Origin of the sequence: Sporosarcina cascadiensis (assembly GCF_009650995.1) — a bacterium.
GTDB classification, from domain to species: Bacteria; Bacillota; Bacilli; order Bacillales_A; family Planococcaceae; genus Sporosarcina; species Sporosarcina cascadiensis.
On record NZ_WHVV01000006.1, the window covers coordinates 37616 to 57020 of the forward strand.

The following is a 19405-nucleotide window of genomic DNA, read 5'->3' on the forward strand; positions in this document are numbered from 1 at the left end:
AAGTATATAATTATATGCTGAAAATGAGGAGGGTTCGATATGAACACAAAAGAAACTGTGGATTTGCAGAGAGCTGCATTACTCTTAAAGTTATTAGGTGACAGGACGCGTTTAACTATGCTGAAATTGCTTACGTCGCATGAGTGTTGTGTATGTGAATTTGTTGAAATATTTAAGATGAGCCAACCCGCGATTAGCCAGCATCTTCGAAAGTTGAGAGATATCGAGTTAGTAAAAGAAGAACGAAGAGGACAATGGATTTTCTATTCGATCAATACTGACCATGTTGATTATCCACTGATTGAAAGTATTCTTAACCAATTGCCAGATCAGGATGACTTGATTAAGAACTTAGAAAAACAGGGTTTGCGTATCTTATGCAGTTAAGGAGGGGGATTTATTGGGTACTACTGTGATTGCGATAGCAATCTTTGCTATTACGTTAGTTTTTGTTATTTGGCAGCCTAAAAACTTATCTATAGGTTGGACTGCAAGCATCGGTGCCGTATTCGCTTTGTTATTCGGCGTTGTTGACTTTGGTGATGTGATGGACGTTACAGCCATCGTATGGAATGCGACATTGGCATTCGTTGCCATCATCATTATTTCGTTGATTCTGGATGAGATAGGTTTCTTCGAATGGGCGGCACTACATATGGCGCGTTTCGCCAAAGGGAGCGGAATCCGGATGTTCATTTATGTGAGTATTCTGGGAGCTGTTGTAGCCGCCCTATTTGCAAATGATGGAGCTGCGTTGATCTTGACGCCGATTGTTCTGGCAATGGTCAGGAATTTGAATTTCAGTGAAAAAATGATTTTTCCTTTTATTATCGCCAGTGGATTTATTGCCGATACTACTTCATTGCCTTTTGTAATTAGTAATCTAGTTAATATTGTATCAGCAGACTTTTTTGGGATCGGTTTCGCTGAGTATGCCTCCAGGATGATTGTACCTAACTTATTTGCATTGGTTGCCAGTATTACTGTTCTTTATTTATTTTTTCGTGAAAGTATACCCGGTCAATACAATGTGTCAGATTTAAAACAGCCTAAAGAAGCGATAAAGGACATGAAAATGTTCAAACTAACTTGGATAGTCCTAGGCATTCTGCTGATTGGTTATTTTTCGAGTGACATTTTGAATGTACCTGTCTCCTTCATTGTGGGAATCATCGCGGTTTTTTTCTTGTTTATGGCAAGCAGAAGTTCTGTAGTGCGACCAAAACAAGTGTTGAAAGATGCTCCCTGGGCAATCGTGTTTTTCTCTATTGGTATGTATGTGGTCGTGTATGGTTTGAAAAATGTCGGCTTGACCAGTGTGTTGGCCGGTGTTATTCAAATTGCTGCTGACCAGGGACTATTTGTGGCCACCATTTCAATGGGCTTTATAGCTGCCTTTTTATCGTCTGTTATGAATAATTTGCCGACAGTGATGATCGATGCACTGGCCATCGCAGAAACGAGCACAACAGGTTCCATACGTGAAGCTCTGATTTATGCCAATGTCATCGGATCTGATCTCGGACCTAAAATCACGCCGATCGGCTCACTGGCCACTTTGCTGTGGCTGCATGTACTTTCGCAGAAGGGAATAAAAATCGGTTGGGGATCCTATTTTAAAGTGGGTATTATTTTAACGCTCCCTACGCTGTTTATTACATTGGTCGGACTGTATGCATGGCTGTCCTTCATTCAATAAAAAAAGGCCATTCTAAATGGCCTTTTCTTCAATCAAAACACTTCATTATAATTTGTAAGTTCCCGCAAAGCTCTTTCCTCCGCCGGAATACGCACTGAAAGCATCCAGATATTCAGAATGAAAAATAACGTGGCTGTGAAATAGGCGCTGAACATCAATGGCAGTACAAGCAGTTCTGTTGTTACAATGACATAATTCGGATGGCGCAGCCATTTGTAAGGTCCTTTCTTCTGGACGTCAGCACCCGGCAGGATTAAAATTTTAGTATTCCAGAACTTCCCGAGTGAGGATAGACACCAGATACGCAGAATCTGCATCAGTAAAAAGACTGCGAGCAGAGGTCCCCATAAAACGGGAAGGGGTCGGTTGAACGCCAGAACTTCTATAAGCAGCGATACAAAAAATGCCGTATGCATCAGCACCATCCATTTATAATGTGAAGCACCTATTTCAACAGCTCCCTCGCTGCGTATCCAGATTTCATTGCGCTTGGCAACGACCAGTTCGACGAGTCTTTGAATCACGACAATCGTGAAAACGAACAGAAATAAACTGTTCATCTCATTGCCACTCCAGCAGCAGAAGTTCTCCACAGAAACCTGGACCAAGTGCAGCCATTAGTCCGTATTCACCCGCAGCAGGCTGTTGGTCAATAAATTCCTTCAGCACAAACAGTGCGGTCGGGGAAGACATATTCCCGTGCTGCTGTAATACTCTTTTTGAGATGGCGGTCTGCTCTGTTTCCATAGAAAGAGCCTTCTCATATGCCAGCAGCACTTTCTTGCCTCCCGGGTGGGCAACAAAGTGCTCTACGTCATCCATAGATAATTCCTGGTCTTCGACAAACTGGTGGACAAAAGGGCCGAGCCAGCTTGTGATGACTGTCGGGATACTCTTTGAAAATACGACATGCAGGCCGTCATTTTTAATGTCCCAGCCCATAACTTCTTCTGAATCCGGCATGAATCGGGAAGAGGTTGCACGGATTACCGGCATGGGGCGAGTGTTTTTAATAGTCGACTGCTTACCTGACACAAGTGCGCAGGCAACTCCGTCTGAAAATAATGAAACACCGACAAGATTGCTTTTTGATACATCATCTCGCTGAAATGTCAGACTGCATAGTTCCGCGGCGATGACGAGCACGTTTGATTCGGGGTAGGCTTTACAGTAGTCGAATGCCCGGCTCATGCCTGCTGCGCCGCCTGCACAGCCCAGCCCCCAAATAGGAATGCGTTTAACATCATGACGGAACGGCAATTGATTAATGAGGCGGGCATCGATGCTCGGCGTCGCGATTCCGCTGCTGGAAATGAAAAAAATCGCATCAATCTCAGCCGGATCCACCGGGCGTTCCAAAGTGGATGTATCATTCAGACATTGTTCCACCGCCTGTTTGCTTAATTCTACTGCGTGTTTGATATATAAATCATTCTTTGTTTCAAAATCATGCGGCTCAGCATACCATTCAATCGGCATGCAAACTTGCCGCGTCTCAATTTCGCCGTTTCTGAATACTTTCAGCAGGCGGTCTATATCTTTGAATGAATCAGAGAATAGGGAACGTGCAAATGACATGGCGTCTTCCTGTCTGATTTCAACAGGCGGACTGACTGTACTGACAGAATGAATTGTTGGCATACGCAACCTCCGTTAAAAATAATGTTGAGCCTGAGCAATGAAATACGCAGTGGCTTCTTGTAGACTATATGCAATAGAATGTTATACATTTAGAAACCCTTTCATATCAATGCTTACAAGGGTTCTTATATTATTTAGCCCCAGTATTAGCCCCAATTTCTTCTAAACCTTGATTGAATGAGTTAACAGTTTCTGATTCCAATTCTTCCAATACATGACCGTAAATATCATAAATCATTTTAGGTGAGTTACCTAAACGATCAGCAATTACTTTCACATTTGATCCGCGGTTCAATAATATAGTGGCGTGAGTATGGCGTAAACCGTGTAACGTAACGTCAGGCAATTCGGCTAGTCCAATAACACGTTTCATAGAATACATGATACTGGAACAAGAAGCGGGTTCACCCGAATCATAAGACAGGAAGACATACGATTCACCAGCAGTCTTTTCTCCATACGAAAGTTTTTTCTCCATACACCATTTACGATATGACTTTAATTGATTGACTAGTACATCATCAATTAGAATAGTTCTATAACTGTTTTTGGTTTTGGGTGATCTGGTGTTTAAGTTGTCTCGAGTTCGCTTCACTGTAATAGTTTTCTTTTTAAAGTCAATGTCATTCCAATGAAGGCCCAACGCTTCACCTCTTCTCAATCCTGTATAAGCAAGCGTCAGAAAATAGGAATAGTTAGTAATGTTTTCGTGTAGCTTGGCGGCATCTAAAAAAGTTACTAACTCAATAGGGGTGAAGTAGTTCTCTATCTTATCTTGTTTCTCGTCACTCGAGCTTAATGTGATTTTAGTGAAACGGTTTCTACCAAGCATTTCATCATCCACAGCTGCATTGATAGCGATTTTAAAAAGTGTATGGAGCAGCGTTACTGTACTAGGTTTATATTTCTTCTCCAGCACATTCAGGAATTCTTTTTTATAAGTTGTCCGGTCTAACTTTTGCAACTTGTAATGTCCTAACAATGGCTTCATTTGCAAACGTATAGCCATCTCACGCTGTCTACGCGAGGTGATTTTCCAATCGTTCTTATGCGCTTGATACCAAATATCTAGCCATTGGCCAACAGTCATTTGATCTTGTTCAACTTGTTTATGTTCACCACGCAGCGTGGCAGCCTTTACTTCCAGGAGGGCTGTCATAGCTGCCTTTTCTGTTTTAAAGCCGCTTTTTTTCTTTTCCTTCCGTTTTCCTAAACCATCATAATACTTATGGCGATACATCCACAGTTTTTCTTTCTTTGCATTGAAATAATGATACAGTTCGGGATCTTTAATTGATTTATGCAGTTTCACGTTTACCATTCCTTCCAAGCTTGGCGGGCGTATGGACAGAAAGGGGTAAGTGTAATATATATTTATCTCAGTATCCTTGTTTTTTTGTTTAGAAAAGTTAATATCGCTTTATTTACTTACTTAGAGCTTTCGTTTCTTGCTATCCAACTAGGTAAGGCTTTTATCCACTCAGAAGCTGCATCTAACTCTCGTTCTATTTCATTCTTTAAAAAAAGTTCTCTAATTTCTTCTTCGGTTAGTCTGTCTTTATACAATTTAAAATAAGTCTCTTCTGACGATCGCCATCTGTACTGCGCATTAGCGAGTTTCTCTATTATTTTTTTGTAATGTGATAAAAAGTCATGGAAATGTTCTCTTATGATGACAGTATCTACTTCACTGAAGGCTTGATCTTCACTCCAATTCATTACAGATCTATAATTTAGGTTCATTAAATGCGTTGCCTTTTCGTATCTCTCGCTATGAACTTTAATTTCAGTTCTTCCAAGTATCCATAAAGGACTTACATCAAGGAAGTTTGCTATTGATTCTATTATCGGTGTTTTGATATCGCTTATTTTTCCACTTTCATATCGCTGTATTGTAGACTTATTAACATTAATTTTATCAGCGATTTCTTGCATAGTTAACCCGAGTTCTAACCTGCGTTCTTTGATTCTTTCCCCAACCAATTTCACATCCATTAATATTCACCCCTCTTGTAAATTGTATCCATTAATATTGCGTTAAGCAACAAAAAATAAATAAAAATTTAAAAAAAGTTGCATAATGTAATTGACAACTGACAAAATACTATGTAATATTTAATTAAGTTGCATAATGCAACTGAATATGAAGGGAGATTTTAAAATGTTAAATATTTCGAAAGTGAAAGGACGAATGATGGAATTAGGCTTTAGTCAAAAAGACTTGGCAAACATGTTAGGTGTCTCACTGCCGACCGTAAATCAAAAAATCAACAATAAAAGGCCTTTATATTTGAAAGAAGTGTTGGAGATAGCGAGACTGCTGCAAATAAAAGAAACTGAATTAGCTTCATATTTTTTTAGAAAAGAAGTTGCGTATTGCAACAAAGAAGCTGATGAGGAGGTCGCAAGCAATTGATTCCAGCACAAGTACAAGTGAACGTTGATGAACAGGCCATTAAGCAATACATTCAGCAGCAGCTTGATAAGACCATTCACGAAACTTTTCTATTAGTCGATGTAGAGAAACTGGCTGTAATTACTTCTATGTCAAAGCGTTTTCTGGAAGATGAAATATTGGGTGATCCACGTATGAGATTAATCGAAAGAAGAAAGTCGCGAAAAAGATGGTGGCTGTATAAGCAAGCTATTGAAGTGATTACTGAAATAGTAGACGAGTGGTAGAAATAAAACGCTTGGCGGGCGTATGAATGGAACTTAATTGGAGGTTGATCTAGTGAGGGATTTTTTAAACGTATTGACTGGTACGGAATCACCAGAAGCGAACACACTGGCAATCAATATTTTTTACGGCGGCCTGGCAGTTATGAGTTTTGTGATTGCTGCATTAATTTAGGAGGTGAGAAATAGATGAACATTACACTATCCAGTACCACTGTGGAGGACTTGGAAGAATACAAAGCATTATTGATAGCTGGCAGTAAGGCGGCAGGTCTAGATCCGAAACCATATGAAATTACTAGTCTTGAAATGTTCGCAGAGCATGCCATACGACTGGTGGTTGAACAGGAAAAGAAGGACTTTGAAGAAACAAAAAAATGGAGGGAACAAAGATGACGAAACTAAGAGAAGCGGTATACGAAATGGACAGTGTACGGGGTGGGTTTTTGCTGCACGGTGAATTGATTGAGGATATGTTCAATGAAATAGCGGAGTTGTCACAAGATGCTAATGAAATTAAACGCGAGCACGCAATGATTCACTGGGATAAAGTGAAAAGGAAATTGAGACTGCTTCAGTCCATTGCAGATCATACGCGCGATGAATTTCAAAAGGATTTCGCGTTACTAGACGAAACGACAAACGTTCTGTTTGAAGAATGTGTGAAGGGGCCAGGGGTCAAAGAAACGGTAAGTCATTCCTATCCTCAAGTAGAATTACAAACAATGTCACCAGAAAGAGATAACGAGGTTGCTATGAGCTATAACCGTAAAGCATTTGCTTCTGAATTTGGCAGAGATCCTGAATCAGATGAAGAAGTAAAAACGTGGATTGCTGGAGTAATTGCGAAAATTGACGAAACAGAGCAATTAAAAAAAGCCTGAATTCCACGGCAATGGAATCAAGGCAGGTAATCTTTTTAGGTTGCTGTAGCGCAGTCATCGAGACTTTGCACGTTTTGTCTTGATGATAGGACGAATGTTATCGCAAAAAGTATCATAACGTCTGAATCGTCCTTCTAAGACAAAGTGCATCTATTGAGAAAAGGACTGAAGCTAATGTCAACAATTATAACAAAACCAATTCATGAAATCAATATAAATAGGCGTAACGAAAAGATGCTTAAATCTGCAGTAGCTTATGCAAAGGTATTTAATTGGCACGTATTCCCGGTTCACGGGTTGAATGCTGGTAACTGTACTTGTGGCAATTCTAAGTGTAAACAGATAGCGAAGCATCCGATCACGCACAATGGATTAAAAGCCGCTACTAATAATATTGAAACTATTAAACAGTGGTGGGGTACTGATTTCCCTGGTGCAAATATAGCCATTCGAACTGGAAGAGAATCAGGTATTTTCGTTTTAGATGTAGACATTCATAAAGTTGATGGCCGAGAAACGCTTAGAGAACTAGAAAAAACACATGGTCCATTACCTGACACAATCGAATCGATTACAGGATCAGGTGGCAGCCATTACTTTTTTAATTACCAGGAAGGCATAGGCAACAAAGTGAACTTTCAACCTGGTTTAGATATACGTGGCGATGGTGGATATATAGTAGCTGCACCATCGGTTCATGAGACTGGTTCTTGTTATGAATGGGAGTTGTCAAGCAGGCCATTAGAAATTCCTATTGCAGATGCACCACGTTGGCTAACTGATCTATTGAAGAAGCAGAACCATTTACCTGGTGGGAATGCCATTGCACAGCCATCATCTCACTGGCACAAGCTCATGCAGGGCTTGGCGGAAGGGCAAGGTCGCAATCCGGCAGCTACTTCTATTGTTGGCCATCTACTTTCTAGAAGAGTGGATCTATTGCTAGTTTACGAGATGATGCACTTATGGAATGAAAGAAACAATCCACCAATGGACCGCGATGAACTGAACGGAGTGATTACAAGCATTGCAAAAAAAGAATTAGAAAGGAGGGGTAAATAGTGACGAGACCACCTGTTGAAATTGTGAGTTTAGCAGAAAGACAAAGAAAAATAATACAGAGAACTGAAACTGAAACCGTAGATCACCCCTCCGGTTTAAATGTGAAAATACCAGATGGTTTTGAAGTGAAGGACGGGAGACTCTACATTATTGTTTCTGAAGGTAAGGGAGAAAACAAAATAACGTATCCAGTTCACCTAATCAGAACGTTCTCGATCATCACACGATCATTAACAAATATTGAACGATCCGAATATTACTACGAACTATGTTGGCAGAATGAAGGCCGTTTATATAAAGAAATCGTTCCTGCTTTGACCATATCCACTGCTGTGGAATTAAAGAAGATTTCTAATATGTCATTAGCGGTGAATGATAATAATGCTAAAAATTTAATTAATTTCTTTGATAAGTTCTTGTTGCTGAATAATGTGCCATCTACGGAAATGGTTGAACGGCTTGGCCATGTAGAGAAATCATTCGTCCATCCTTTACATACGGACGGTTTGGAGATTCTTCCTGGTGACATAGGCGAGAAACAAATATTTGAAGCGTTTCAGTCATCTGGCAGCAGTAAAGAATGGATTGAAACAGTATTGAAATTGTTTGAACCGCATCCGAAAGCGTTATTAATGCTCATCTCTTCATTTACGTCAGTTATCTTAAAGGATTTGAAATTAGGACCATTCATTATTGATTTATCCGGCCCCACTTCAAAAGGTAAAACAACGGTTTTGAAGGCAGCAGCGAGTGTGTGGGGTACGGAACATCTTGTTTCTGAATGGAATGGTACAGCGGTCTCTTTCGAACGTAAATCAGCCTTCTTGAACAGCTTTCCTTTAATTCTGGATGACAGTATGAAAGCGGATGAACGGCAGTTACAAAGATTTATATACAACTTTAGCGGCGGTCGATCTAAAGGGCGTGGGAGTGTGTCAGGCAGTCAGAAAGAGTTTTCATGGAATAACCTAATGCTTTCTACTGGTGAAACGTCACTCGTCGATTATGCCGAAAGAGCGGGGGGAGCTGCAGCGCGAGTATTACCGATAAAAGGATTGCCGTTCAAAGACCCGGATCATATATTTTTCATTGAACTTTATAGGGCAATTGAAACTAATCACGGAACCATAGGGATGGAATTTCTTGAACACTGGCAAAAGAACATGAAAGAATTGCTCCCTTTGTATTATCAGCATAATGAAATGTTCCAAAAGAAAAGTAATGGGAATGAAGTCGTTTCTAGGATAGCCCGGCATTATTCAGCTATTTATTTTACAGTTGGTCTTCTGATGAAGTTTTTCAACGCACCACTGGATTTAGGTTGGCTGGAAGTATTATTTGATGAAATTATGGAAGAAAACAAGTCAGTGGACAAGCCTATGCAAATGTTAGAAGCGTTATTGACTGATCTAGACGCTTCCAGGGAGTGCATTTCAGGAAAGTATGAGTCGAAAATGGAAATGAAAGCAATTTATAAAGACGGAACGCTGTTTCTGTTGCCAGCTTATCTAAAAGAATTCTTGGGCGTTGAAATGAACGCAATCAGAAGTGAATGGCTGAGAAGAGGGATCACGTTAAGCTCTGATCGAGACGGTAAGAAAACTGATACTAGACAACTTAAACATTTGCGAAAAAAATACAGACCTGTTGCTTTTAATCCTGAAATTATAGAAAAAATGGGATTTGATTTTGAGGAAGAGGATTAATTTTAAAGAGTACCCAAAGTACCCAACAGTAAGTTAATAAAATAAGTTTTGGGTACCTCTAGAAACAGCTTCATATCAACGCTTTTGTTATATAAGTACCCAAAGTACCCAAAGTACCCAAAGTACCCAAAGTACCCAATTATTTAATGGGTTCATGACAGTAACTTAATTTACTTCGCCTAATGAATATATATCCTATGTTCTTGGAAAAACAGGGTACTTCGGGTACCGGACAGATAGAAGTATTGGTATGAAAAGGTTTAGCGGGTACCCAGCGAGTACCCAAAGTACCGAAATAACCTCTAAAGGTACCCAGATACGATAAAAGGAGACAAGAAAATGAAAAAACAAAACATCGTAACACTAAAAGAAACGAGATATGAAAAGCCCACTAGTTTATATGCCGTGGTAGAAAAATGCGTGATCTGTAAAAAGCGACATATTCATTCAGCGTCGGAAGGAAATAGAGTTGCTCATTGTCTTGATCTTCCGAAAGGAACTACCTACGATTTAGTGATTGATCGTGACAATCCTGAGAATATCCGGTCAGCTGAAAAGTACGGTGTTCAACTGGATTCTATTCATATCTAAAGAGGAGTGATTCCAATGTTAGAAACGGAATTAGAAATTGAGAATGTGGGCGTCACAGGTGATGGAGATATCACCTATTATCGTAGGGGGGAAATGGATGTGTCTGGAATCACGTTGATCCGCAGAAAGAATGAAACCTATACTGTGGAAATTCACTTTTATGACGGAAGATGTAAAACCTACTGCCAACCGTACATTGTTTGCTATGAAACATGAAAATAAAGGAGTGATATCAATGCACTGGCTATTAGATTATTGGAATCTTAAAAAAGAGATTGTGGACTTTGAAAATAAATTAATACAGCTAAAAGAAGAGCCAGTGGAGCCGTCTGTCATTCAATGGCTGGAGGATTTCATACAGGCTAAGAAAAGTGACAAATTGGAATTAGAAAAACTAGTAGGGACTTTCGGAAATCTTGATAATCAAATTCTGAAAATGAAATATATTGACGGTGTGTTTCTTAAAGATATTGGTGAAAAGTTGGGATATAGCGCCAGGCATATTTATACAGCGCACGCAAAACTCATGAAGAATTTAAAAGAAGAAACAGCAGGTGAATATCATGAATTTATGGATCGGTGATTATGCGGGATTAAGAAATGAAATTTATTATTTAAAATTCAAACTGACAGATCCGCAGCTATCTCCAGCTGAGTTAACAGAAACTCAATCTTTGCTGGATGAACGAATAATGAGAGAAGGTAAATTTAGAGCCATCTTGAACGCCTTTAAAGATATAGACAATCAAATTCTAATCAGGCGATATGTCGATGGTGAATCATTAAGTGACATTGCGGATGTCATGGGATTCTCTGTTGGCTACACATATCAAAGGCATGCGAAAGCTATGGAGACCATTGCAACTTTCGAAAGAGTTCACGCAGAATTAGAACGATTTAAAGAGAATTTTCTTTCGAACCGTTCCAAATAAAGAGAGGTGTTACATATGAACCTTTCAGATTTATCGGAAGCGTTCGGCCAGGAGATCCAGACATTAACAGAAGGAACTGTTTATGAAATCAAAACTGAAGAAGTTGACGGGCCAGATATCGAAATGGATGCAGATGAATCCAGAGTTAGAAGTGTCATGTATAGTCTGTGGATGTCCGCGCAATCGAAGAAGCTGGCCGAACGAATGGAGCGCAGGCAAGCTGAACACTTTGAGCAGCTGTATGAGTTCAGTTACGGCGTGCCTATGTATGACACAGACGAGCCGGTCATGAAGGGTACAGAGAACCTGGCATTGATGATACTGGATGAGAAGATGGCCTTCACCAAGCGTATAGATAGGCTGTATGAAGAGCATAAACTCTTCCTATCTATCATGGACAGTTTGGACAAGCCATCTAGTAAGTTGCTCACCAGATACTTTCTACACAATGAGAAGGTAGACTATGAGACCCTACGCCGTGTATTGAAGAGGAACCTCAAGCGAATAGAGCAGTTTTTTAAGAAGATAGAGCAACAGCAGGAAGAAGAAGTAGAACGACTAGAAGACAGGTATCAATTAGATCAAGGCCGTATTCCCTTCATGAAAGGCCGTCTGAAAGTCTATATGACAGCTGCAGAGATTCAGCAATACAAGGATGAACAGGAAAAGAATCGTAGAGAAATGCGGGAACGGTTTAACTTCTTTTGATTGAATGCGTTACCTATCCAGCAAGTTGGTTGGGAAGGTAGAGGTGCAGATTGACTTGCGAACTAATCAGCGGGTGGCTCTGTCACTGTGGAAGAACAAGCGGGCCAGTCATATCCCCCCGGTCAAAACTTTTGAAGAATTTTCGGGGAACCAAACAACGAGGAGGGGCCATGACTCTTTATATTTATTCGATTCTCGTACATAAGGGGGGAGGGGGTGTAACAGGTGGAAGATACTTACAAAGAAACAACTTCTAGTAATCAATACAGTGAATTGCGAGCCATAATTCACCAAGGTTTACTAGATCAGCTGAAAGAACATGAAATAGATGGTCCGTATTTTATCAATTTACTCAATGATTATATGGCCTTTTGGGATATAAAAAACGGACTGATCCGAGACATACAGCAACGCGGGGTGATGGTGGAATGGAGAAACAGTGATACACAGTTTGGCCATAAGAAAAATGATTCGATTGCTGAACTGATCCGAGTGAATACACAGATGATGAGAATTTTGCAGCAATTAAATTTCAAAGTACAAGTGCCCCGGGAAGAACCAGAGGATGATTATTAATGGGAGGTAAAGAGGATGTGTAAACAAAGAATAGGAACAGCTGCAAAGGATTTAACAGAAGAAGACTTGCAACGAATTGCTGCAGCCTATCATGTGGGTGTCACTAAGGAATTTGAACAAACAGGAGTGTGGAAGGACAAGCCCACAGCAGGTGAACAATTCTTGTTAGACCGAGTTACAAGACAAGTGGAAGAAAACAAACAGCGAAATGCAGAAAAGGACGTGGACTAATGATCGCTATACTAAATATTTATGGCTCTATATCAGAAGAGAAATATTATGACACAGACGTAACTCCTACAGAGGTGAAAGCCTTCTTGGAAGAGTTGAATCCATACGAACCATTAGACATTCACATTAATTCATACGGTGGCCATGTGAGTGCTGGACTTGCTATTTATAACATCTTAAAAGCGCATAAAGGACCGACAACGAGTTATATTGATGGCTTTGCGTGTTCTATCTCAAGTGTGATTCCTTTTGCAGCTGATGAAGTAATCATTCCAGAAAATGCTGTCCTCATGGTTCATTTACCATTAGTGATGGCGATGGGAAACAAAATCGATTTTCAGCAAATCATAAGCACACTGGAAACAATGGAAAAAACTCTTCTATCCGTTTATACGGCAAATGCACAGCCAGGCATTTCAGAGGAAGCCATTAAAACATTGCTTCACCCTGAAACATGGCTCACTGGTGATGAAGCTGCTGAATACTTTACGGTGACAGTGATAGGTGCGGAGAGCGTGGCAGATCAAGCTATCCAACAAGCGGTAGTAGCTGACGCGAAAGACGACTATACCAAAACGATATTACAGAAGTTTGCAGCCAGTCATATTAGTAAGCACCCACAAAAACAAGCAAGCGTTTTGAGTAAATTTCAAAAGTCTTCAAATAGCGGATCTGTTCTGCAAAATATGAAAGCAAGCTCTAAACCAACCAATCTATTAACTAAATTTAAGAAAGCAGGGAATTAATCATGGCAAAAGTAAAAGAAGTTCCTTTCATGCGTACCATGCAAGCTATTACAGCACATGAGCAAGCAAAAAAGAAGGTAGGCATCCACACACTAGAAAACCGTCTGCAAGTAGCGAAAGAGAGCCTGAAAGATGCAGAAGATAGATGGGACCGTGACTCTATTCTACAGGATATTGATGAGTTAGAGTGGACGCTTGCAGATGCACGTAGGGAGCAAAAAGAGTATGGCTATGGAGGCAAACCAATGGACACAGCAGAAGCCCAGGAAGCCGTGTTTGATTACAACGAGGACATAAAAGATCAGTCCAAACAATTACAACAACTAGATAATCAACTGCAATCATTAATGGTCGAATATGTAAGAAAAGCACAGCCAATTATTATGGAAATGATTCAAATTGAGCAGACCGCACAACATGCTAGTCGCTTACAATACCACTTGCCAAATGGAATGGGAGCGAAGTTAGAGCGGTTAAACCAACCGTCACAGCTAGCTGCTTCTGCACGAGCTGTACAGGTATTAAAAATCAAAGGGGGCATTCAATAATGCTAGTGACAAAAGGCGAACGTCTAAATACGTATCAAAAGCGCATTGCTATGCAGGAAGCACGTACACCATGTATTAGGTATACCGGAACATTCGAAGCCACCAATGAAGCGGCAGAGCGGTTTTTCAATCCTTATGAAGCGCCACCAGCTAAACATACCAAGTTACAGGAACAAGTATTTCAAGCTAATCCGGAAGCACTCAAAATCAATGAAGAGAATCGGAAGAAATTTGACCGCATGGAACATCTGCATATTCCGTTTATTCTCCATTATCAATGTGAGCATGAAACAGAAGAAGAGCGGCTGGAAGAAGCCAAGCGACATATTCTACACCGAATGTATCAGCAGTATAAAGGGGAAAAGATTACACCCGATGACTTTGACTTGACGATTATGAAAGAAATCTTGTGAGAGAAAAGGTAGTGATCCTTTGAGTAATTGCTGTAAGGTGTGTGGATGTCGAGAAGGCTTGGTTCGTACGGCCTGTTCGTTTATTGTGAAGAATGTTGCATATCGATTGACTGGAAAGCAGCCTGCTTGATAGGGGCTGTTTTTTTATTTGTATACCGAAAAGATTAACTTCCCCTTTTGTTGAACAATATCGACTGTGAAGATATGTCGAATATTGGTATAATGAAACTACTGACCAACGGTATTTCGATAGTTTCGGATGAGATTGCTAAGGTGAGAGGTTTACGAAGCAGAGTGAATACAAGATTGTAGCGCACCAAGGGGAAGTTCAGCGGATTCGGCGGAGGGAAGAGGGAGAGTAATTTTGAAAGAGAATAACAAGGAAGAAATTAATTTGTTTATTAAAGATGATTGGTATGTTATTGCAAAAGATCTCATAGAGTTATCTTACTTTTTGGCAGGAATTGTTATGGTTATATCTATAGGTTTAACACTTATGCAAATAATATCTGCAAAAAATAAAATGCAGAATCAAGAAAATCGCCTAAGGAAAGAAAAATCCCTAGAAATATTAAATGCATTCTCCTCGAAAATCATACCAAACATCAGCATTTATGAGTCAGAAATTGAGAATGAAAAATTTCCGGAGGTCAAGAATCTATATAATGATCTATTTGTCGTTGATATGAATAAAGTATCTAAAGAGCATCTTGCTATCACGTTGACAAAACAAAAAAAGGGTTTGGTTAATATTTTAAACGAACTTGAATATATTTCTTTAATTATCAACGTGGATTTGGCTGATGAAGAAATTGTATACGAGCCAATATCTACAGTGTATTGTAATTTTATTAGGGATGAATATTTATCTTTAGCTATCTCTCGTACAAATGACGTACCTTATGCAAATATCGTGAAGTTGTACACAAAATGGAGCAATAGAATGAGTATTAATTCAATTAACAAAACACAAGCTGAGTTAGAGAAAGCAAAGCAAAAAATATTGCAAAATGGTTAAAAGTCAATACAATATCTAAACATTTGAATAAAATGAATTGATATAGGGTAAAGAAAAGTATAAAATGAATTAAGGGGAGGGTGAACAACATGTATGAAAAACTATTCCAATTTAGTGAAGAAGATCTTAGAAGTGAAGTTGTGAATAACTTAACAAAAGGTAAGTTTGACATGTTTAAAAGTGACCTCTTGGATGAAAATGAAGAGACGAATCGGCAAAAAAAAAGTTCAGAATTAAGAGAACTGATTCCTGTATAATATCTCATGATGATAAAGATGAAAACATTTATTTTAAACAATAACTCATTCCTAGGATTTGTTTTACTGACCAACTGGGGACAACAATTGAATGCAGCATTACGCTGAGTCATTTGTTGTCCTCCTTTTTATTTCTGCCATGAATTAGAGGGAGAGTAAAATGAAGATCTTTTCGAAGCAATTAATTCAAAAAGCTTATACTATCACCTATACGATTTGATAAGTATATGATAGCTGGCTTATTTCCGAGTGATAAAAAGAGGAAATTCACCTTCTTTGACGTATATTGTCAGTAGGAGGTGAGGCAATGTATCAAGGAATCGATTTTCAATCAGTTCAAAAAGACTTATCTGATACCAGAAAAGCAGATATGGCAGAAGGCTATTATGAAAGACTAGTAGAATTAATCAATGATTTTGATGGTGAGTTAGATCAAGCGCATGAGGTTGGAATGAGGTTAGTGAGTTTTGGTCAAACCGTACAATTTCATGTTGAAGATTTAGGTTTTTACAACCCAGGGTTAATAATTTTCCATGGAGTGCAAGCCTCAGGCGAAAAAGTTCAACTTATGCAACATATCTCTCAGATTAGCTTTTTGTTGACAGCTGTTAAAAGATTAAATCCCGAACAACCAAAAAAACGTATCGGATTTAATACTCAAGATTAAGTATGTTAGCATCTCTTCGGAGGTGCTTTTTCTATGCCTAAAATAAAATGTGTCGGTATTTGTCGAACGATTTTAATAGGTATTTTTGAATGATAGGATATTATAGGGTAAAAGGAGTGGTGAAATGCTTAAATTAATCAATTCGGCAATATTATCTTCGCTTGTCCTTTGTTCTTTAGTAGGTTGTAATAGCGAGAATGTTATAAAGGAAAAAGAGGAAATTGTCCCGGCGTCGCACAATGAGTTGGATTCAGTAGAAGTGGACACGGAGCCGGTATCGAAGCCGGTATACTCTGAAGAAGAATTAAAGGCAGACCCTAAAGCTCCGTCAAAAAATCAAAAAGATTATAATGAAGATGGAGAGTTTGTCCCGGAAAATGGACCAACAAATAACCCAGCCGATTATAACTACCAAGGAGAGTACAAACCTGTTGATCAGATGACAAAAGAAGAAATAGAAAAAGAGCTACTTGATATGCTAGGAAGATAATTATTTTTTGCCAAATGTTATAGGTATAGGAGGGAATACGTGACTAAAAAAGAAGTTGAATTATTGACCAAAGTACAAGAGCACGCGAATCTGCATTACGATGGGCATTTTGTGTTAATGAAGTTTACAGGCAATTGGAGGACCTGTTTCGGAACGCCTAGTGGGGATTGCAGAAATCAGATCCATCAAATGATTGAAGGTAACTCATTGGAGGAATGCCTGACGAAATTGTTAGCGGAACCAGTATCAACTTATAATTTCGATATGTAAGTCTATAAGTGCCCATAATAGCGCTTTTTTCATGCCTGAAAATAAAGGAATGTTGCGCTCTGGTGATTGAACGGCTCCTTTACGCCCCGTACATAGCGAACGGTAAAAAAGGGTTCTTACCTTCCTTGGCGAATATTTCAGAAAAGGAGGTGCGCTATGAATAATTACCATAGACATAAAGGGTTAAGCGGAAAAGTCCGCGCTATTAAGAGGAATGAAGAAGCGGCGTCTATTAGAAACAATAATACAACAAATGAATCCTCTATTGAGAATCAAACAGTTCCCAAAAAATTAAGGAGATTGTTCTTGAGGGCGCAAGGAGATTTGATTCATTTACAAGATACTGATCCCCAAACATTTAATGAGTTGTTCAATTTCTATAGGAACGAAGTATACAATGTCCAAAAAGATATCGATAAGGAAAATGATGATTGGTCTTTGTTGAAAAACTTAACAACCAATAAATATTTTTCGGATGATATACCTGTGTTGTCAAAACAGGATTTTTATGAACGCGTGAATAATTTATGCAATTTGATTGACAGTTACATTGATTAAGCAGCATCTCATCGGAGGTGCTTTTTTATTAACGAACAAACATTTCTAACCCCTGTGATAAGCACGGGGGTGATATGCAAATTTACAATTGCTGGCCGATAATATGGAACTACCTCGCGCAGGGCAAGAAGAGTGTTGGATGTATTACGTCTTGGCAATCGCATGCAAGTAATTTATTATATAGAGGGTATTCACCTTATTTGACGAATATTGTCAGTAAGGAGGAGATGTGTAATGAGAACTATTTATCCCAAATTAGGCGAAAAGTTAATTATGGGCGGAAACAAAGAAACAAAGGCGTATATACCCGCTTCGGTTAACGGTAGGACGGATGAGTTATTGAATAGGTACTATCATGGGTTTAAGAAGATAGCTGATGCAGGGGTTCAGCAAATTATAGAAAATCCACGTGACAACGCTGTAAAAGATATGATCATTTTTCCTATCATCTTCAATTACAGACATTTTTTAGAGTTGTTACTTAAAAAGTATGCCATTAAGTACGCAAAAGATAAGAAAGACTATGAGGAGTTAGGTAAGAATTTAGCGCATAATCTTGAATTCTATTGGAAAAGAGTAAAACCGATTCTTGAGGAAGTCTATAAAGGTGCTGACTTCATTGATGAAGTAGCAATGGCGACAGAAAGCTATATTCTTCAGTTCCAAGAACTTGATAACGGGTCGTTTACCTTTAGATATCCTTTTGCGAAAGGGGAAGAATTTGCTCCGTTTTTTGAAGAAGATCTCCATATTGACGTAGTCCATTTGAAAGAAAGAGTGGATGAATTATATAACATACTCGAATACATGGAGGACCAACTTGAGCATAATAGACAGAATGAGGAGTATTTTTAATGATTGATTTTCCTAACTAGCGGGACATAAAGATGATATAAAAATCAAAATCGATTATCGAGGAGCAAGCCTAGTGCCTGTTCTTTTTTTGTTGGATTGTCGAGAATTGTCGGATGATTAATAAAGGTATTCACTCATAATATGGGGAAAGATGTCATAAGGGAGGTGAGAATGTGAATTTACAACAAATGAAAGAGATAGAAGACCTGAAAGAACATGTAAAAGAGAAAGAAAGGCAAAGTGCAACTCTTTTTAAACAGAATGTTGAACCGCTTGTAAAGAAATATGAAGACGACTTTATGGCGAATACTTCTGTTTACTTTAAAGAGAACGGTTTTGATATCGAGAAGGCGGATGACGGTTCTGCTTTCAAAGCGGAATATAAAGAATTATGGTTTAGCGTAGAAAAATCAATTCGTTCGATATCTATAAGAGAAGGCACAGCTTTGAAGGCTATGATCAATATAAGTTTTAATAGGTATATGGGTGGTTCAATGTCCATACCAGCTGATAAGTTTTTAGCCGAGAAAGCGAAGATACAACATGAGCTTAATAGAATTGAGAGAGAGATTGAATGCTTTTCTAACCCAAATGTTTATTATGAGTATGAAGGTAGAAGATTCACCGACACAGATGAATTGATAAGCCTTATTTTCTAACATTGAAACATCCTTCAGGTGTTTTTACTTCTACTGCTTCAATAAACTGTATGACATCAAAGAATATGAAAAAAACCAAGTCTAAAAGAGTGGGCCAAGCGCCTGCTCTTTTTATTGTGTTTAGTACAGAAAAAACCGTACAGGATGACGCATACAAGGCGATAGATATGTAAGTGGGGAATAGGCATATAAAGCTTTCGCGGGCATTGTGTGAG

Annotated in this window: 30 protein-coding genes; 26 read left to right on the plus strand and 4 right to left on the minus strand. The window is 39.0% G+C overall.

The features are described from left to right. Window positions 1-39: 39 nt before the first annotated feature. Window positions 40-387, plus strand: a complete 348-nt coding sequence (locus GDZ68_RS08060; protein ID WP_153721766.1) for an ArsR/SmtB family transcription factor — start codon at window positions 40-42, stop codon at window positions 385-387. 13 nt (window positions 388-400) lie between these two features. After that, window positions 401-1699 carry an arsenic transporter gene (locus tag GDZ68_RS08065; RefSeq protein WP_153721767.1) on the plus strand — a complete coding sequence of 433 codons (1299 nt, stop codon included), beginning with the start codon at window positions 401-403 and terminating at the stop codon, window positions 1697-1699. A gap of 32 nt (window positions 1700-1731) precedes the next feature. Here GDZ68_RS08065 and GDZ68_RS08070 read toward each other — a convergent pair whose 3' ends face one another. From GDZ68_RS08070 to GDZ68_RS08085, 4 genes are all read right to left on the minus strand, one after another. Continuing rightward, a complete protein-coding gene (locus tag GDZ68_RS08070) occupies window positions 1732-2259 on the minus strand; it encodes an isoprenylcysteine carboxyl methyltransferase family protein (RefSeq protein WP_153721768.1) in 528 nt (175 codons plus the stop codon). 1 nt (window position 2260) lies between these two features. Further along, window positions 2261-3340, minus strand: coding sequence for a type III polyketide synthase (locus GDZ68_RS08075; protein ID WP_153721769.1), 1080 nt, complete (start codon window positions 3338-3340; stop codon window positions 2261-2263). Window positions 3341-3470: 130 nt separating this feature from the next. After that, entirely contained in the window at window positions 3471-4652 is a 1182-nt protein-coding gene (locus GDZ68_RS08080; RefSeq protein ID WP_456242904.1) for a site-specific integrase, read from the minus strand. A 116-nt stretch (window positions 4653-4768) separates the two neighbouring features. Then, window positions 4769-5335, minus strand: coding sequence for a helix-turn-helix domain-containing protein (locus GDZ68_RS08085; protein WP_153721771.1), 567 nt, complete (start codon window positions 5333-5335; stop codon window positions 4769-4771). Window positions 5336-5501: 166 nt separating this feature from the next. On the opposite strand from GDZ68_RS08085, the gene GDZ68_RS08090 reads away from it, so the two are divergent. The 24 genes from GDZ68_RS08090 (at window position 5502) to GDZ68_RS08205 (ending at window position 19190) form a co-directional block, all read left to right on the plus strand. Then, entirely contained in the window at window positions 5502-5756 is a 255-nt protein-coding gene (locus tag GDZ68_RS08090) for a helix-turn-helix transcriptional regulator (protein ID WP_153721772.1), read from the plus strand. Continuing rightward, window positions 5753-6022, plus strand: a complete 270-nt coding sequence (locus tag GDZ68_RS08095) for a hypothetical protein (RefSeq protein ID WP_153721773.1) — start codon at window positions 5753-5755, stop codon at window positions 6020-6022. The genes GDZ68_RS08090 and GDZ68_RS08095 overlap by 4 nt, the downstream gene beginning before the upstream one ends. A 186-nt stretch (window positions 6023-6208) precedes the next feature. After that, entirely contained in the window at window positions 6209-6415 is a 207-nt protein-coding gene (locus tag GDZ68_RS08100) for a hypothetical protein (RefSeq protein ID WP_153721774.1), read from the plus strand. Beyond that, on the plus strand, window positions 6412-6903 hold the full coding sequence (locus GDZ68_RS08105) for a hypothetical protein (RefSeq protein WP_153721775.1): 492 nt from the start codon (window positions 6412-6414) through the stop codon (window positions 6901-6903). Before GDZ68_RS08100 ends, GDZ68_RS08105 begins: the two co-directional genes overlap by 4 nt. A 174-nt stretch (window positions 6904-7077) precedes the next feature. Then, window positions 7078-7965: a bifunctional DNA primase/polymerase gene (locus GDZ68_RS08110; RefSeq protein WP_153721776.1), complete on the plus strand. Its 888-nt coding sequence runs from the start codon at window positions 7078-7080 to the stop codon at window positions 7963-7965. A 23-nt stretch (window positions 7966-7988) separates the two neighbouring features. Then, entirely contained in the window at window positions 7989-9671 is a 1683-nt protein-coding gene (locus tag GDZ68_RS08115; RefSeq protein WP_194841098.1) for a DUF927 domain-containing protein, read from the plus strand. Window positions 9672-10010: 339 nt separating this feature from the next. Next, the gene (locus GDZ68_RS08120) at window positions 10011-10262 is read left to right on the plus strand and encodes a hypothetical protein (protein WP_153721778.1); all 252 of its coding nucleotides are present in this window, start codon (window positions 10011-10013) and stop codon (window positions 10260-10262) included. A 15-nt stretch (window positions 10263-10277) separates the two neighbouring features. Beyond that, a complete protein-coding gene (locus GDZ68_RS08125) occupies window positions 10278-10478 on the plus strand; it encodes a hypothetical protein (protein ID WP_153721779.1) in 201 nt (66 codons plus the stop codon). Beyond that, window positions 10423-10845 carry a sigma-70 RNA polymerase sigma factor region 4 domain-containing protein gene (locus tag GDZ68_RS08130; protein ID WP_153721780.1) on the plus strand — a complete coding sequence of 141 codons (423 nt, stop codon included), beginning with the start codon at window positions 10423-10425 and terminating at the stop codon, window positions 10843-10845. Before GDZ68_RS08125 ends, GDZ68_RS08130 begins: the two co-directional genes overlap by 56 nt. Further along, window positions 10826-11194, plus strand: coding sequence for a sigma factor-like helix-turn-helix DNA-binding protein (locus tag GDZ68_RS08135; RefSeq protein WP_153721781.1), 369 nt, complete (start codon window positions 10826-10828; stop codon window positions 11192-11194). The genes GDZ68_RS08130 and GDZ68_RS08135 overlap by 20 nt, the downstream gene beginning before the upstream one ends. A 15-nt stretch (window positions 11195-11209) precedes the next feature. After that, on the plus strand, window positions 11210-11902 hold the full coding sequence (locus tag GDZ68_RS08140) for a hypothetical protein (RefSeq protein WP_153721782.1): 693 nt from the start codon (window positions 11210-11212) through the stop codon (window positions 11900-11902). Window positions 11903-12127: 225 nt separating this feature from the next. Then, entirely contained in the window at window positions 12128-12478 is a 351-nt protein-coding gene (locus tag GDZ68_RS08145; protein ID WP_228551051.1) for a ribonuclease H family protein, read from the plus strand. Window positions 12479-12493: 15 nt separating this feature from the next. Then, window positions 12494-12709 (plus strand): yippee-like protein, encoded by a 216-nt coding sequence (locus GDZ68_RS08150; protein WP_153721783.1) that lies wholly within the window; start codon window positions 12494-12496, stop codon window positions 12707-12709. Continuing rightward, complete coding sequence (locus GDZ68_RS08155) at window positions 12709-13455, plus strand: head maturation protease, ClpP-related (protein WP_153721784.1); 747 nt, start codon at window positions 12709-12711, stop codon at window positions 13453-13455. The genes GDZ68_RS08150 and GDZ68_RS08155 overlap by 1 nt, the downstream gene beginning before the upstream one ends. A 2-nt stretch (window positions 13456-13457) precedes the next feature. After that, window positions 13458-14003, plus strand: a complete 546-nt coding sequence (locus GDZ68_RS08160; protein WP_153721785.1) for a hypothetical protein — start codon at window positions 13458-13460, stop codon at window positions 14001-14003. Continuing rightward, entirely contained in the window at window positions 14003-14416 is a 414-nt protein-coding gene (locus tag GDZ68_RS08165; RefSeq protein WP_153721786.1) for a hypothetical protein, read from the plus strand. The genes GDZ68_RS08160 and GDZ68_RS08165 overlap by 1 nt, the downstream gene beginning before the upstream one ends. A 364-nt stretch (window positions 14417-14780) precedes the next feature. Then, on the plus strand, window positions 14781-15434 hold the full coding sequence (locus GDZ68_RS08170) for a DUF4760 domain-containing protein (RefSeq protein WP_153721787.1): 654 nt from the start codon (window positions 14781-14783) through the stop codon (window positions 15432-15434). Window positions 15435-15523: 89 nt separating this feature from the next. Further along, on the plus strand, window positions 15524-15691 hold the full coding sequence (locus tag GDZ68_RS08175; protein WP_153721788.1) for a hypothetical protein: 168 nt from the start codon (window positions 15524-15526) through the stop codon (window positions 15689-15691). Between the two features lie 307 nt (window positions 15692-15998). Then, entirely contained in the window at window positions 15999-16358 is a 360-nt protein-coding gene (locus GDZ68_RS08180) for a DUF6173 family protein (protein ID WP_153721789.1), read from the plus strand. 124 nt (window positions 16359-16482) lie between these two features. Then, window positions 16483-16848 carry a hypothetical protein gene (locus tag GDZ68_RS08185; RefSeq protein ID WP_153721790.1) on the plus strand — a complete coding sequence of 122 codons (366 nt, stop codon included), beginning with the start codon at window positions 16483-16485 and terminating at the stop codon, window positions 16846-16848. A gap of 39 nt (window positions 16849-16887) precedes the next feature. Continuing rightward, window positions 16888-17118 (plus strand): hypothetical protein, encoded by a 231-nt coding sequence (locus tag GDZ68_RS08190; RefSeq protein ID WP_153721791.1) that lies wholly within the window; start codon window positions 16888-16890, stop codon window positions 17116-17118. A 156-nt stretch (window positions 17119-17274) separates the two neighbouring features. Further along, entirely contained in the window at window positions 17275-17676 is a 402-nt protein-coding gene (locus GDZ68_RS08195; RefSeq protein ID WP_153721792.1) for a hypothetical protein, read from the plus strand. A 234-nt stretch (window positions 17677-17910) separates the two neighbouring features. Then, complete coding sequence (locus GDZ68_RS08200) at window positions 17911-18531, plus strand: hypothetical protein (protein WP_153721793.1); 621 nt, start codon at window positions 17911-17913, stop codon at window positions 18529-18531. Window positions 18532-18704: 173 nt separating this feature from the next. Then, window positions 18705-19190, plus strand: coding sequence for a hypothetical protein (locus GDZ68_RS08205; RefSeq protein ID WP_153721794.1), 486 nt, complete (start codon window positions 18705-18707; stop codon window positions 19188-19190). Window positions 19191-19405 lie beyond the last annotated feature (215 nt).